General features: G+C 69.9%; 12 protein-coding genes and 1 tRNA gene. 11 read left to right on the top strand and 2 right to left on the bottom strand.

Annotated elements, in window-relative coordinates:
- The first annotated feature begins 121 nt into the window (after positions 1-121).
- Positions 122-313, top strand: a complete 192-nt coding sequence (locus tag ACIP9H_RS14935) for a helix-turn-helix transcriptional regulator (RefSeq protein WP_401959295.1) — start codon at positions 122-124, stop codon at positions 311-313.
- Positions 310-1,764 carry a tyrosine-type recombinase/integrase gene (locus tag ACIP9H_RS14930; RefSeq protein WP_401959293.1) on the top strand — a complete coding sequence of 485 codons (1,455 nt, stop codon included), beginning with the start codon at positions 310-312 and terminating at the stop codon, positions 1,762-1,764. The genes ACIP9H_RS14935 and ACIP9H_RS14930 overlap by 4 nt, the downstream gene beginning before the upstream one ends.
- A gap of 54 nt (positions 1,765-1,818) precedes the next feature.
- Here the strand turns inward: ACIP9H_RS14930 and ACIP9H_RS14925 are convergent, their stop codons facing one another.
- Together ACIP9H_RS14925 and ACIP9H_RS14920 are read right to left on the bottom strand one after the other, a co-directional pair.
- On the bottom strand, positions 1,819-2,871 hold the full coding sequence (locus ACIP9H_RS14925) for a DUF4365 domain-containing protein (RefSeq protein WP_401959291.1): 1,053 nt from the start codon (positions 2,869-2,871) through the stop codon (positions 1,819-1,821).
- 551 nt (positions 2,872-3,422) lie between these two features.
- Positions 3,423-3,494: transfer RNA gene (locus ACIP9H_RS14920), tRNA-Arg, on the bottom strand.
- 209 nt (positions 3,495-3,703) lie between these two features.
- Between ACIP9H_RS14920 and ACIP9H_RS14915 the strand changes: the two genes are divergently transcribed.
- The 9 genes from ACIP9H_RS14915 (at position 3,704) to rpmE (ending at position 14,489) form a co-directional block, all read left to right on the top strand.
- Positions 3,704-4,129: a response regulator gene (locus ACIP9H_RS14915; RefSeq protein ID WP_401959290.1), complete on the top strand. Its 426-nt coding sequence runs from the start codon at positions 3,704-3,706 to the stop codon at positions 4,127-4,129.
- Between the two features lie 66 nt (positions 4,130-4,195).
- Complete coding sequence (gene nrtL / locus ACIP9H_RS14910) at positions 4,196-5,170, top strand: ArgS-related anticodon-binding protein NrtL (RefSeq protein ID WP_401959289.1); 975 nt, start codon at positions 4,196-4,198, stop codon at positions 5,168-5,170.
- A gap of 19 nt (positions 5,171-5,189) precedes the next feature.
- Positions 5,190-6,581, top strand: a complete 1,392-nt coding sequence (gene lysA / locus ACIP9H_RS14905) for a diaminopimelate decarboxylase (protein WP_401959287.1) — start codon at positions 5,190-5,192, stop codon at positions 6,579-6,581.
- 126 nt (positions 6,582-6,707) lie between these two features.
- On the top strand, positions 6,708-8,042 hold the full coding sequence (locus ACIP9H_RS14900) for a homoserine dehydrogenase (RefSeq protein WP_401580328.1): 1,335 nt from the start codon (positions 6,708-6,710) through the stop codon (positions 8,040-8,042).
- 7 nt (positions 8,043-8,049) lie between these two features.
- A complete protein-coding gene (gene thrC / locus ACIP9H_RS14895) occupies positions 8,050-9,138 on the top strand; it encodes a threonine synthase (RefSeq protein WP_401959285.1) in 1,089 nt (362 codons plus the stop codon).
- 263 nt (positions 9,139-9,401) lie between these two features.
- Positions 9,402-10,325, top strand: coding sequence for a homoserine kinase (thrB, locus tag ACIP9H_RS14890; RefSeq protein ID WP_401580325.1), 924 nt, complete (start codon positions 9,402-9,404; stop codon positions 10,323-10,325).
- A gap of 393 nt (positions 10,326-10,718) precedes the next feature.
- The gene (gene rho / locus ACIP9H_RS14885) at positions 10,719-12,665 is read left to right on the top strand and encodes a transcription termination factor Rho (RefSeq protein WP_401580323.1); all 1,947 of its coding nucleotides are present in this window, start codon (positions 10,719-10,721) and stop codon (positions 12,663-12,665) included.
- Between the two features lie 348 nt (positions 12,666-13,013).
- A complete protein-coding gene (locus ACIP9H_RS14880; RefSeq protein ID WP_401581104.1) occupies positions 13,014-14,141 on the top strand; it encodes an LCP family protein in 1,128 nt (375 codons plus the stop codon).
- A gap of 123 nt (positions 14,142-14,264) precedes the next feature.
- Positions 14,265-14,489, top strand: a complete 225-nt coding sequence (gene rpmE / locus ACIP9H_RS14875; protein ID WP_319659968.1) for a 50S ribosomal protein L31 — start codon at positions 14,265-14,267, stop codon at positions 14,487-14,489.
- Positions 14,490-14,579: the final 90 nt, after the last annotated feature.

The following is a 14,579-nucleotide window of genomic DNA, read 5'->3' as shown; positions in this document are numbered from 1 at the left end:
ACCGCCCAACCCCGCACAGTCCACATCACCGCAGGTCAACGCCCTACCCCGGACTTCTGTGTATTCCGTGGTTTCCGTGGCGGCAGCCTGCTTCCCCCGCTCTCTCGCCCATGGAGGAGTCGTGGCCAAGCCCCGCGACGAGATGTTGACCATCCCTGAAGTCATCGCAGAGATCGGCGTACCGCGAGCGACGTTCTACCGCTGGCGGCAGCTTAGGAAAGGCCCGAAGGCCATCAAGCTCCCGAACGGCGCGGTGCGCATCCGGCGGTCGGACTTGGAGCGCTGGATCGAGACCTTGGAGGAAGCCGCGTGAACCACAGCACGACCGGCGAGACCCCGGGTACCTGCCGTGGCGGGCACCCGGAAAAGAGGGACGAGCCCACGCTTTCCACGGACGTGCGCGTGTGGAAGGTGAGCAGGATTTCCAGTAAGAGGGCTCCCCACCAACTGCGTTGGGTTGTTGCCGGCAAGGTCTGGCACGCCACTTTCCCCACAGTGGCCCTAGCGGAGAGCCGCCGCTCGGAGCTGTGGCAGGCCATGCGCCGGGGCGAGGCATTCGACGTGGACACAGGTCTCCCCGAATCCGAACTTCGGGCTGCCGAGGCGAAGAGGAACATCAGGCTCGATTTGTCGTGGTGGGATTTCTCCCGCGAATATACGGCGGCCCGATGGCGCACTACGGCAGCGAAAACGCGCGAGGGCATTGCTGACAGTATGGCCACGGTCGCCCTGGCCATGATGGGCGCGGCCGCGAAGGCACCGTCCCTAGAAGAGGTGCGGCTCGCCGTGCGCTGGAATGTCGTGCCGGCACATAAGAACGCAGAGCCCCCTCCGGAACTACGAGCCGCCTGCGCGTGGCTGTCCGCACATTCACTGCCGTTGTCGGCCCTGAGCGATCCTAAGGTCTTACGGGATATTCAGTACCGACTTGCCTTCAAGCTGGACGACATGCCTGCGGCGGGGGAGACATATAAGCGCCGCCGGCGTGGGTTCAACACGGCTATGGAATACGCGATCGAGGCGGGCTACCTCGATGAGAACCCGATTGCGAAGCTGAAGCGGACCGCGTACAAGAGTGACGGAGTGGTGGATCCCCGTGTGCTGGTGAACCCTGCGCAGGGAGCCCAACTCCTGACCGCTGTTTCGTACGTTGGCTCAGTCCATAGGAACCGAGGTCGAAGACTGGTCGCGTTCTTCGGCTGCCAGCTCTACGCAGCGATGCGGCCGGCCGAAGCTGTGGGGCTCAGGAAATCGGACTGCTACCTCCCCGAGAAGGGCTGGGGCACCCTCACCCTTCGCGAGACGCGTCCGGTGTCCGGAAAAAAATGGACTGACACAGGTAAGAGACACGATAAACGGGGACTCAAAGCGCGCGAGGCTAAAACGGAGCGGCCCGTGCCGATCCCGCCCGTGCTAGTTGCCCTCCTGCGCGAGCACATCGCAGAGTTCGGCACGGCCGCAGACGGACGCGTGTTCGCGAACGAGCGTGGTGGGTTGCTCGGCAGCTCCAGCTACTGGCGTGCCTGGCAGGAGGCGAGGGGGCTGGCCCTCCCGCCAGACAAGGTGGCCTCGCCCCTGGCCCGGCGCCCCTATGACCTCCGGTCCACCTGCATCACCAACTGGCTTCGTGCTGGCCTGCCCGTCGCCGAGGTGGCACGGCGGGCTGGCAATTCTCCGGAGGTAATCCACCGCAACTATGCCGGTTGCCTTGACGACAGTGAGGAGGACAACAACAGGAGGATAGAAGAAGTAATGGGCTGGTGACCAGATCGGGTGATGCGTCGTGCAGTCGATCCCTAGGGAATCGACTGCACGAAATCATTCTTCAACCTGTGCGGACTGCCTCGCCTTGGCGACGCGTCGACGGCGGCTGACTTCGAGCCTCAAGTAATGGCCGCCAATAAATAGCGCAGTGAACTTGGTGATTTGCGGCAATGCGATGATGTAGGATTCTTCGAATGCTGACGGGACTGGCCACGGAGATGTGAGGTAGTGAGGGTAGGACACGTAGCTTCCGCTCAATATCAGAGCGTAAGCAGCGCCCCGCATAAGTGCTGCGCGCCTTGGGTGGCTATCCTTCCTGCCGACCATGAGGAAGAACCAGATAAGCCCGTAAAAATTGACCAGCCAGCTGACTGTCATGAACGATCCGTGCTTGGTGCTCACTGCCTGATATAGGCCAGGCAGCATCAAAGCGTGTACGCCAATCATGAGCCCGTATGTGGCGAACGTGAGCAGTCTCGGGACGAAGTTTGGATGCTTTTCAAGGAAGTCTTCGTGCTGTTCAAACAGGGGGATGGGGTGTCCGCCGATTGGTGCTGATGCGAAGTGCTGTTCTCGCTTGTGCTTCCGTTCATCGAGAGCCTTGCTGATGGCGCCACGTATTCCGCTGTATGGCTGGTGGTTCTCGCCGAGCGTGTCAGAGATGTATTGGCGAACTTCCTCGACCATGTTTTCGATGCCGAGTTTGTCCAGTGTTGAATCGTCGCTTACTGGTACACTTTTGGGCCTCTTGCCCTTCGAGACTTCGTTCCTTAGGTATTCCGTCATGTTGACCCAGTAGCAGGCCCTCATTTCGGGGTCGTAGACAACGCCAATTACGGGAATCCTGCTTCGAGTCCAATCCTCGACGTGTTCTCGGCAGGGAATTGCATACCCCGCTGCCCGTCGATACTTGACGCCGCTTTTGATCTGTACGGCCGCCAAGTCCCCTGTCCTGCGCCCGAGCTGAGTAAAGCTGAGGTAGCAGTCTTCGCCGTAGTCGTTCCCGCCATCGATTTCCTGGACGATGTGCCCAGCAGCCTCCATGGCCGCCTTGAAGGCGTTTACCCCCGCGCGCTCCGTCTTTTTAGTCCCGAGTACCTTCGCCATGTCGCCCCCCTGGTTCGCTGCCGTGGTGTTCAGCAAGGTAGCTACCCCGACTGACAGATCGGCGAAGCTGATAGGGGCGCTCGGGCTCGATCCGGCGGATCATTGGCGAGCCAGAAGCGGATCGCTGCTGCGGTGACTGTGCCGTGGAAGACGTAGGCCCGCCTGGCGTATCGGGCCGACTCGATCCTCCGGCGGGCGTAGGGTGCGGCGACGCGGGCACCTTTGCCCTTGCATTGGCGGGCCGTCTCATCCGATGTACCGCGGCGAGGATCAGCCTGTGCGCAGCAGCACAAGGATCCGCCTGATCAAGCCCACCGACGCCGCTTCGTTCGCCGCGCATCGTGTGCGAGAGATGGAGGCTTTTCGGCGGGAGCTGGCGGGACGGGCTGCTTTGGGAGCGGATCCTCGGCGACTAGCGGCAAGCTCACACGCCGCTCACACGGGGCTGGTGCGTAACAACGACAAAGGCCCAGACTCAGTGGGACTGAGGCTGGGCCTTCACGCTGGCACTTTGGCTGGTCAGCGCCCTAATCGCGCTGTTCCGGCTTGAGTGCCCCCGGCAGGATTCGAACCTGCGCACACGGCTCCGGAGGCCGTTGCTCTATCCCCTGAGCTACGGGGGCGTGTCGTCCGCCTCGGCGGTGACGGGTGAAACCTTACCAGTACGCAGGGGGTGACCGTGTACAGGGTTTCCCGGGGCGTCGGGCCCGCGTCGGCCCCATGCCCATCCGGCGTCAGGCCCGCGTCGACACTGCCACCTCCCGTCCCCCGGTCGGGGAAGAAGTGGGGAAAACGCGGACGCATCCCATGTCGCGCGCCTAGGCTTCACTGTGTGCCGGGCGCGTCCGGCCGGGTGCTTGTGGTCGACGACAACAAGGTCATCCGGCAGTTGATCAGGGTCAATCTCGAGCTGGAGGGCTTCGAGGTCGTGACCGCGGCCGATGGTGTCGAGTGCCTGGACGTCGTGCACCGCGTGCGCCCGGATGTCGTCACCCTGGACGTGGTCATGCCGCGCCTGGACGGGATACGGACCGCGGCCCGCCTGCGTGCCGATCCGCGCACCCGCGAGGTCCGCATCGTCGTGATCAGCGCCTGCACCCAGGCCGAGGTCGAGAGCGGTGTCGCCGCCGGCGTGGACGCCTTCCTGGGCAAGCCGTTCGAGCCCGCCGACCTGGTGCGTGTCGTCCGGGCCCTCGCCGACCCCGGCAGGACCGGGGAAGAGGAAGAGGCCCCCGCCGCCAGCCCCGGCGGCGCCTGACCGAAGGCGCCCGACGGGTGAAACCGGTTCGCGTGGCCACCCCCCTCCTCGCCTAGGCTTGCCAGCGTGACCCCCGCCGAGCTCTCCTGCACCGTGCTGAGCGCGGTGCGCCGTGCCGTCGAGGCTGGTGAGCTCCACCTCGCGGGGCCTGTCCCGGACCGGGTTGTCGTACGCCGGCCGCCCCGCCCCGGATGCGGGGACTGGGCCACCAACGTCGCCCTGCAACTGGCCCCCCTCACCGGCGCCCCGCCCCCCGCCGTCGCCGACGTCATCCGGGGCCACCTGGCCGCCCTCCCCGGCATCGCGCGGGTCGACGTCGCCCACCCCGGGTTCCTCAACATCACCCTCGAAGGGGAGTCCCACGACGCCCTCGTCGGCCTCGTCCGCGAGCAGGGCCCGCGCTACGGCATCGGCCGCCACCCCGCCCCCGCCCCCCAGGGGCACGCCGACGCCCGCGCCAACGCCTTCGCCGCCGCCCTGCACCGGCTCCACGCCGCCACCGGCATCGCCCCGCCCGCCCGCCGCCCGCACCCCGTGCGGCAGACCGCCGACGACCTGCTGCGCACCCTCGGCCCCGACGCCACCGCCTGGGCCCTGCTGCGCCCGCCCGCCGAGGACGCCCCCCGCACCGACCCCGCCGAGCTCCTCGCGCAGCGCGAGAGCAACCCGCTGTTCCGGGTCCGGTACGCTCACGCCCGGGCCCGGGCCCTGCTGCGCAACGCCCACGATCTGGGCATCGGCCCCGGTGCGACCGAGGACCTCCGCCACCCCGCGGAGGCCGAACTGCTCGGCCTGATCGCCGACTTCCCCCGCACCGTGCAGGCCGCGGCCCGGCACGGCGCGCCGGACCGGCCGGCCCGGCACCTCGAGCACACCGCGGACGCCTTCCTCCGCTTCCACGACACGTGCCCGGCGCTGCCCAAGGGCGACGAGAAACCCTCGGCCGTTCACGGCACCCGGCTGGCCCTCGCCGACGCCGCCGGGACCGTGCTCGCCAACGGCCTGACCCTGCTCGGCATCAGCGCCCCCCGACACCTGTGACAGCAGAGAGCACCCGACGATGAGCCGTTCCGCACACCCCGCAGGCCCCCGCTACGCCGACGTCCTCCCCGAGGGCCACTACGCCGCGCCGCCCGCCGACCTCAACGCCCTCGACCCGCGCGTATGGGCCCGTACCGTCACCCGGGACGCCGGCGGCGTCACCACCGTGGGCGGGCTGGACGTCCGGCAGCTGGCCGAGGAGTTCGGCACCCCCGCCTACATCCTGGACGAGTCCGACTTCCGGGCCCGCTGCCGCGCCTGGCGCGAGGCCTTCGGCGACGGCGCCGACGTCTTCTACGCCGGCAAGGCGTTCCTGTCCCGCGCGGTGGTGCGCTGGCTGCACGAGGAGGGCCTGAACCTCGACGTCTGCTCCGGCGGCGAACTCGCGGTGGCCCTGTCGGCCGGCATGCCCGCCGAGCGCATCGCGCTGCACGGCAACAACAAGAGCGGCGAGGAGATCCACCAGGCCGTCGAGGCCGGGGTGGGGCGCATCGTGCTGGACTCGTTCCAGGAGATCGTCCGGGTCGCGGACGCCGCGCAGCGCCTGGGCCGGCGGCAGCCGGTGCAGATCCGCGTCACGGTCGGCGTGGAGGCGCACACCCACGAGTTCATCGCCACCGCCCACGAGGACCAGAAGTTCGGCTTCTCCCTCACCGGTGGCGACGCCGCCGAGGCGGTGCGCCGCGTGCTGCGCCTGGAGTCGCTGGAACTGGTCGGCATCCACTCCCACATCGGCTCGCAGATCTTCGACACCTCGGGTTTCGAGGTGGCCGCGCACCGCGTGATCGGGCTGCTGAAGCAGATCCGCGACGAGCACGGTGTGGAGCTGCCCGAGATCGACCTCGGCGGCGGCCTCGGCATCGCGTACACCGCGGACGACGACCCGCGCGAGCCGTACGAGATCGCCAAGTCGCTGGGCGAGATCGTCGCCCGCGAGTGCCGGGCGGCGGAGCTGGCCGCGCCGCGGCTGTCGGTGGAGCCGGGCCGGGCGATCGTGGGCCCGACCGCGTTCACCCTCTACGAGGTGGGCACGATCAAGCCGCTGGAGGGGTTGCGCACGTACGTCAGCGTGGACGGCGGCATGTCGGACAACATCCGCACGGCGCTGTACGACGCCGAGTACAGCGTCGCCCTGGTGTCGCGCAGCAGCGAGGCCGAGCCGATGCTGGCGCGGGTCGTGGGCAAGCACTGCGAGTCCGGCGACATCGTCGTACGGGACGCCTTCCTCCCCGCCGACCTGGCCCCCGGCGACCTGCTGGCGGTGCCCGCGACCGGGGCGTACTGCCGCTCGATGGCGAGCAACTACAACCACGCGCTGCGGCCGCCGGTGGTGGCGGTCGGGGACGGCGCGGCCCGGGTGATCGTCCGGCGCGAGACGGAGGATGACCTGTTCCGTCTCGACGTCGGCTGACGTGGAGTCCCGTACAGAAAAGGCTTGGTCTCGCGATCCGGACACGTCGTGGAATCTCCCGTCCGGTGCGTGAGACTGGGACCGTCCAAAGAGCTCGAAAGAGCCGAAAACGCGAAGCGAGGTCGGATGATGCGTACGCGTCCGCTGAAGGTGGCGCTGCTGGGCTGTGGAGTGGTCGGCTCCGAGGTGGCGCGCATCATGACGACGCACGCGGACGACCTCGCCGCGCGCATCGGCGCACCGGTGGAGCTCGCGGGCATCGCGGTGCGCCGTCCGAACCGGGTGCGCGCGGGGGTGGCTCCCGGGCTGCTGACCACGGATGCGACGGCCCTGGTCAAGCGCGGGGACATCGATGTGGTCATCGAGGTCATCGGCGGTATCGAGCCCGCCCGCTCGCTGATCACCACGGCCTTCGAGCACGGCGCGAGCGTGGTCTCCGCCAACAAGGCGCTGCTGGCCGCGGACGGCACGGCGCTGCACGCCGCGGCCGTCGAGGCGGGCGTCGACCTCTATTACGAGGCCGCGGTCGCCGGTGCCATCCCGCTGATCCGCCCGCTGCGCGAGTCGCTGGCCGGCGACCGGGTCGACCGGGTGCTCGGCATCGTCAACGGAACGACCAACTTCATCCTCGACAAGATGGACTCCACGGGCGCGGGCTACTCCGAGGCGCTGGACGAGGCCACCGCGCTGGGGTACGCCGAGGCCGATCCGACCGCCGACGTCGAGGGCTTCGACGCGGCCGCCAAGGCCGCGATCCTGGCGGGCATCGCCTTCCACACCCGGGTGACGATCGGCGACGTGCACCGCGAGGGCATCACCGAGGTCACCGCGGGCGACATCGCCTCGGCCAAGGAGATGGGCTGCACGGTCAAGCTGCTGGCGATCTGCGAGCGCAGTGCCGACGGCAGTTCGGTGACCGCCCGCGTGCATCCGGCGATGATCCCGCTGACCCACCCGCTGGCGAATGTGCGCGGTGCCTACAACGCGGTCTTCGTGGAGGCGGCGGCCGCCGGCCGGCTGATGTTCTACGGTCCCGGCGCGGGCGGTTCGCCGACGGCGTCCGCGGTGCTGGGCGACCTGGTGGCCACCTGCCGCAACAAGCTGGCGAACACCACGGGCCCGGGGGAGTCGGCGTACGCGCGGCTGACCGTGCGCCCGATGGACGACGTGGTCACGCGCTACCACATCAGCCTGGACGTGGCCGACAAACCGGGTGTCCTGGCCCAGGTGGCCACGGTGTTCGCCGAGCACCAGGTGTCGATCGACACCGTCCGCCAGCAGGGCAGGGAGCAGGCCGGCACCGACGACGGCGGACGTGTCGCCGTCGACGGCGGTGAGGCGTCCCTCGTCGTCGTCACCCATCGCGCACCGGACGCCGCGCTCGCGGCCACCGTCGAGGCCCTGCGCAAACTCGACACCGTACGGGGCGTCGCCAGCATCATGCGCGTCGAAGGGGAGTGATCCAGCGATGAACGCAGTCTCGGCCGTCCGCGGCCCCGCCACCCACCAGTGGCGCGGCCTCATCGAGGAGTACCGGGAGCGTCTGCCGGTCACCGCGCGGACCCCGGTGGTCACCCTGCTGGAGGGCGGCACACCGCTGGTGCCCGCCCAGGTGCTGTCCGAGCGCACGGGCTGCGAGGTGTACCTGAAGGTCGAGGGCGCCAACCCCACCGGTTCGTTCAAGGACCGCGGCATGACGATGGCCATCTCCAAGGCCAAGGAGGAGGGCGCGCAGGCGGTCATCTGCGCCTCCACGGGCAACACCTCCGCGTCGGCGGCGGCCTACGCGGTGCGCGCCGGGATGGTGTGCGCGGTGCTGGTGCCGCAGGGCAAGATCGCGCTGGGCAAGATGGGCCAGGCGCTGGTGCACGGCGCGCGCATCCTCCAGGTGGACGGCAACTTCGACGACTGCCTCGACCTCGCGCGCGGACTGTCCGACAAGTACCCGGTGGCGCTGGTGAATTCGGTGAACCCGGTGCGCATCGAGGGCCAGAAGACAGCCGCGTTCGAGATCGTCGACGCGCTCGGCGACGCTCCCGACATCCATGTGCTGCCGGTGGGCAACGCGGGCAACATCACGGCCTATTGGAAGGGGTACCGCGAGTACTCCCGGGACGGCATCTCCACCCGCAACCCGCGGATGTGGGGCTTCCAGGCCCTGGGCGCGGCCCCGATCGTGCTGGGCCACCCGGTCCTGAAGCCGCAGACGATCGCCACCGCGATCCGGATCGGCAACCCGGCGTCCTGGCGGTACGCCGAGGAGGCGCGGGACGAATCCGGCGGTCTCATCGACTCGGTGACGGACCGTCAAATCCTGTCCGCCTACCGGCTGTTGGCCGCGCAGGAGGGCGTCTTCGTGGAGCCGGCCTCCGCCGCGAGCGTCGCGGGACTGCTCAAGGCGGCCGAGGAGGGCAGGGTCGACCCGGGCCAGCGCATCGTCTGCACCGTCACCGGCAACGGCCTGAAGGACCCGGGCTGGGCGGTGGAGGGCGCGCCGCAGCCGATCGTCGTCCCGGTCGACGCCGACGCGGCCGCCGACCGGCTCGGGCTGCTCTGACCCGCTCCGGCAGCAGGGGCGCACGGTCCCGCTCGCGACACGCATCACGCGCTGTCCGTGCGCCCTATGTCGCAGCAGAACCTTCCTTCGATAGGCTGGCTTCACACCGGCGCCACTGCACGCCGTTCTGGCCCATGCCAATGGCATCGTCCCCGAGCAGGGGACGGTCCTGGTACGGTCCCCCAAGTCCCCGCCCCCGTACGGCAACGATGCCCTCGTGCCGCGGGGCGGAACGCACTTGAAGCAAGGAGAGTCATCGAACGATGGCCGGACCCGCCTTCCGCGCCGCCGCCGTCCGAGTGCGCGTCCCCGCGACCAGCGCCAACCTCGGACCGGGCTTCGACGCCTTCGGCCTGGCCCTCGGGCTCTACGACGACGTCGTGGTCCGGGTGGCCGACTCCGGTCTGCACGTCGACATCGCCGGCGAGGGCGCGCAGACGCTCTCCCGCGACGAGAACCACCTGGTCGTACGGTCCCTGCGGACCGCCTTCGACCTGCTGGGCGGCCAGCCGCGCGGCCTGGAGGTCGTCTGCGCCAACCGCATCCCGCACGGCCGCGGCCTCGGCTCCTCCTCCGCCGCCATCTGCGCCGGCATCATGGCCGCCCGCGCGGTGACGATAGGCGGCCAGGAACGGCTCGACGACGCCGCCGTGCTGGAGCTGGCCAACGAGATCGAGGGCCACCCCGACAATGTCGCCGCCTGTCTGCTCGGCGGCTTCACCCTCGCCTGGACGGAGGGCGGCTCCGCGCACGCGGTCCGGATGGACCCCGTGGAGTCGGTCGTCCCGGTGGTGTTCGTGCCGTCGAGGCCGGTGCTGACCGAGACCGCGCGGGGACTGCTGCCGCGCACCGTTCCGCACGTGGACGCCGCGGCCAACGCGGGACGCGCCGCACTGCTCGTCGAGGCCCTGACCAGGCGCCCCGAGCTGCTGCTCCCCGCCACCGAGGACCGGCTGCACCAGGAGTACCGGGCGCCGGCGATGCCCGAGAGCGTGGCGCTGGTGAACCTTCTGCGCGCGGAGAGCGTCCCTGCTGTCATCTCCGGCGCGGGACCGACGGTGCTGGCGCTGGCGGCGGAGGACACCGCCGACAAGGTCTCCCTGCTCGCGGGGGAGGGGTGGGCGGCCAATCGCCTGACCCTCGACGCGGCGGGGGCGAGTGTGCTGCCGCTCGCCGTGGGGCAGTGACACGATTGCCGGTCGAAGAGAGGGGGAATGTTTGGTGGATCGGGTAGTGTTAATCTCATTGCTGCACTCGCGGACTCAGGTACTCAACCACTGTTCCTGTTGTCCGGGTGCTCTGTGTCCCGCATCGGGACCGCCATTCTTCCGGGAGCCTCCCACACCGCATAGGCAGCCTGCCTGAGCAGTGCCGAGCACGCTCCGGAGTCGGCGCGGGTGACATTTCACCCGAGAGTGAACTCTCACCTCGCCGGAACTGTGTTTTGACTCGTTCCATTATTTCTCCGCCATCAGGCGGACCACCGCCCCGGGTCCGGACAGTCATATGGACCGGATCCGGACAGCACAACCGGTCGCCGAGCCAGACAGGCCGACGTCCGCTCCAGGGAAGGACCCTTCGTGAGCGACACCACCGATCTGATGGGCGTACGCGCAGACAGCCCTGTCGCCGCGTCCGATGCTGCCGCGCCTGCCACCGGTGCTGCCACTGCCCCCGCCGCGCGGCGTCGCCGCGCGGGTACCGGTCTGGAGGGCATGGTTCTCGCCGAGCTGCAGCAGCTCGCCTCCGGTCTGGGCATCAAGGGCACCGCGCGGATGCGCAAGAGCCAGCTCATCGAGACCATCAAGGCCGCGCAGTCCGGCGGCCCCAAGGCCACTGCCGGCGAGGGCGCCGAGCCCGCCGCCGACAAGCCGAAGCGCCGCGCCACCTCCCGCACCCGTACGGGTGAATCCGGTGAGGCCCCGGCCGCCACGGGCACCGAGCAGCCGAAGCAGATCGAGATCCCCGGCCAGCCGGCCGGCGAGAAGACCGCTCCCGCGGCCAGGGCGGAGCAGTCCGCGGAGGGCCGGGGTGAGGCGCGTGCCGAGGCCGCGGCCGACACGGCCGAGGGCCGTGCCGGCGGCGACGCCAAGGGCGGCGAGGACCGCCGCGAGAGCCGTCGCGACCGCCAGCGCGACCGTCAGCGCGACCGCCGCAAGGGCGGCGAGGACGGCGGCGGCCAGCAGCAGCAGCGTCAGCAGGGCGGCGGCGGCCAGCAGGGCCAGCAGCAGCACCAGCAGCAGGGCGGCGGCCCGCAGGGTGGCGGCGCGCAGGACGACGACGAGTTCGACGGCAGCGGCCGCCGGCGCCGGGGCCGTTACCGCGACCGCCGCGGGCGCGGTGGCAACCGCCGCGAGGACTTCGCGAGCGAGCCGCAGGTCGCCGACGACGACGTCCTGATCCCGGTCGCGGGCATCCTGGACATCCTCGACAACTACGCGTTCATCCGGACCTCCGGCTACCTGCCCGGCCCGAACGACGTGTACGTCTCGCTGGCCCAGGTCCGCAAGAACGGCCTGCGCAAGGGCGACCACGTCACCGGCGCCGTCCGGCAGCCGAAGGACGGCGAGCGCCGCGAGAAGTTCAACGCGCTGGTCCGCCTGGACTCGACCAACGGCATGGCCCCCGACTCCGGGCGCGGGCGGCCGGAGTTCAACAAGCTGACGCCGCTGTACCCGCAGGACCGGCTCCGACTGGAGACCGACCCGGGCGTGCTGACGACCCGGATCATCGACCTCGTCGCGCCGATCGGCAAGGGCCAGCGCGGTCTGATCGTGGCCCCGCCGAAGACCGGCAAGACCATGATCATGCAGGCGATCGCCAACGCGATCACCCGCAACAACCCCGAGTGCCACCTGATGGTCGTCCTCGTCGACGAGCGTCCCGAAGAGGTCACCGACATGCAGCGGTCGGTGAAGGGCGAGGTCATCTCCTCGACCTTCGACCGCCCGGCCGAGGACCACACCACGGTCGCCGAGCTCGCCATCGAGCGGGCCAAGCGCCTGGTGGAACTCGGACACGACGTCGTGGTCCTGCTGGACTCCATCACCCGCCTGGGCCGCGCGTACAACCTCGCGGCGCCCGCCTCCGGCCGCATCCTGTCCGGTGGTGTCGACTCGACCGCGCTGTACCCGCCGAAGCGCTTCTTCGGCGCGGCGCGCAACATCGAGGACGGCGGCTCGCTGACCATCCTGGCCACCGCGCTGGTCGAGACCGGCTCGCGCATGGACGAGGTGATCTTCGAGGAGTTCAAGGGCACCGGCAACATGGAGCTCAAGCTCGACCGGAAGCTCGCCGACAAGCGGATCTTCCCGGCGGTCGACGTCGACCCGTCCGGTACCCGCAAGGAGGAGATCCTGCTCGCTCCCGACGAACTGAGCATCGTCTGGAAGCTGCGCCGGGTGCTGCACGCGCTCGACTCGCAGCAGGCGATCGAGCTGCTGCTGGACAAGATGAAGCAGACCAAGTCCAACGCCGAGTTCCTGATGCAGATCGCGAAGACGACCCCGGGCACGAACAACGACTGACGTCCGGACGAACCACGGGGCGGGTCCCGGCACTTGAGTGCCGGGACCCGCCCCTTTTCCGTACGCGGCCGGCGGAGCCGCCCCGCGGGCCCGCGGCATCCGGGTGACCAGCGGGGACCGGCGCGGGCGCCGGGAGAGGGCCGACCGTGTGGCTCTGGGACCACGGGTCCCGGCGCGTCCTGGGACAGGGCGCACCGGGACCCGCTGTCATGGCTGGGTGCACGATCGCCAGGAACCCCGAGCCGTCCCCGGACGTCTTCCAAGGGGGGACATTTCGTCCCATGACCGATGACCACGACCACGGGGGGCACCCGAAGCCACGACGAGCCGACGAGAACCGAGGAGCTCATGGGCCACGAGGCGGACCACGGACGACGGACGTCATCGCGGCGGCGCAGGAGCGCCCGCGGGCGCGCGCTGCGCTACACGGCCTGGGGCGTGGCGACCGTCCTGCTGCTGGCCACCGCGGCGGTCGGCTGCCTGTACCTGAAGCTCAACGGGAACATCCGCGGCATCGACATCAACGCCCTGCTGGGGCGTGACCGGCCCCGCGACGTCGACAACGGCTCGATGGACATCCTCGTCCTCGGCTCCGACTCGCGGTCCGGCGCGAACGCGAAGGCCGGCGGCGGCCAGGACGACGGCACGGCCCGTTCGGACACCGCGATGATCGTCCATGTCTACCCGGGCCACCGCAAGGCCGCCGTGGTCAGCATCCCCCGGGACACCCTCGTCGACCGGCCCTCGTGCGCCGGGCCGGGCGGCGGCACCGTGCCCGCCGTGGCGAACGAGATGTTCAACGAGGCGTACGCGGTCGGCGGCCCGGCCTGCACGGTCAAGACCGTCGAGACGATGACCGGCATCCGCATGGACCACTACATGGAGGTCGACTTCACCGGCTTCCAGCGGCTCATCGACGCCCTCGGCGGGGTCAGCGTCACCACCAGCCGCGCGATCAGCGACAACGAGAGCCATCTGCACCTGCCGGCCGGCACCCACCACCTGGACGGCAAGCAGGCCCTCGGCCTGGTCAGGACCCGGCACGGGGTCGGCGACGGCAGCGACCTCGGCCGGATAAGGCTCCAGCAGGCCTTCCTGAAGGCGCTGGTCGACCGGGTCGACAAGATCGGGGTGCTGGGCTCGCCGACGCGGCTGTACAAGATCGCCAGTACCGCCACCGGCGCCATCACCACCGACTCCGAGCTGGCCTCGGTCAAGAAGCTGGTCGACCTGGGGGAGAGCCTGAAGGACCTGGGCTCCCGGCACATCTCCATGGTCACCATGCCGGTGCGCTACGACCCGGCCGACCCCAACCGGGTCGTCCCGCTGACCGCGCAGACCCAGCAGATCTGGGCCGCCCTGCGCGCCGACCGCCCGATCCCGCGCTCGGCGACCAAGGGCTCGGCCGCCGACGAGGTGGACACCGGCGGTGTCGTCAGGAGCACCCCGCAGGCCCGGGACGGCGGCCAGGAATAGTTCCGGGCCGTCCCCGGTTTGGGGAGATGCGGCCAGTGCTGGCAGACTGGTACGTCGGCCCCGGTTCACGTGACGCAAGCCCGTGCCACGACCCGGGACCCTCCCGATCACTAGGAGTTCCCCTTGAAGCGCGACATCCACCCGGAGTACGTCGAGACCCAGGTCAGCTGCACCTGTGGCAACTCGTTCACCACGCGTAGCACCGTCGGCGGCGGCGTCATCCGTGCCGACGTCTGCTCCGCGTGCCACCCGTTCTACACGGGCAAGCAGAAGATCCTCGACACCGGTGGCCGCGTGGCCCGCTTCGAGGCCCGCTTCGGCAAGGCGGCCGGGTCCGCCAAGAAGTAGCGACCCGAAAGCGCCGGTCCACGGCCGCCCGGATATCCTCCGGCGGCCGGACCGGCGCTTTGTCGTCCACAGGCTGGTTCACCGGCGTTC

Source organism: Streptomyces sp. NPDC088732, assembly GCF_044751205.1.
Classification (GTDB): domain Bacteria; phylum Actinomycetota; class Actinomycetes; order Streptomycetales; family Streptomycetaceae; genus Actinacidiphila.
This window is presented reverse-complemented; position numbering and strand designations above follow the sequence as displayed.

Coding starts and splice junctions, on each gene's coding strand:
- ACIP9H_RS14880 (WP_401581104.1), top strand. CDS start 13,014: ATGGGCCACGAGGCGGACCACGGACGACGGACGTCATCGCGGCGGCGC.
- thrB (WP_401580325.1), top strand. CDS start 9,402: ATGGCCGGACCCGCCTTCCGCGCCGCCGCCGTCCGAGTGCGCGTCCCC.
- lysA (WP_401959287.1), top strand. CDS start 5,190: ATGAGCCGTTCCGCACACCCCGCAGGCCCCCGCTACGCCGACGTCCTC.
- thrC (WP_401959285.1), top strand. CDS start 8,050: ATGAACGCAGTCTCGGCCGTCCGCGGCCCCGCCACCCACCAGTGGCGC.
- ACIP9H_RS14900 (WP_401580328.1), top strand. CDS start 6,708: ATGATGCGTACGCGTCCGCTGAAGGTGGCGCTGCTGGGCTGTGGAGTG.
- ACIP9H_RS14925 (WP_401959291.1), bottom strand. CDS start 2,871: ATGGCGAAGGTACTCGGGACTAAAAAGACGGAGCGCGCGGGGGTAAAC.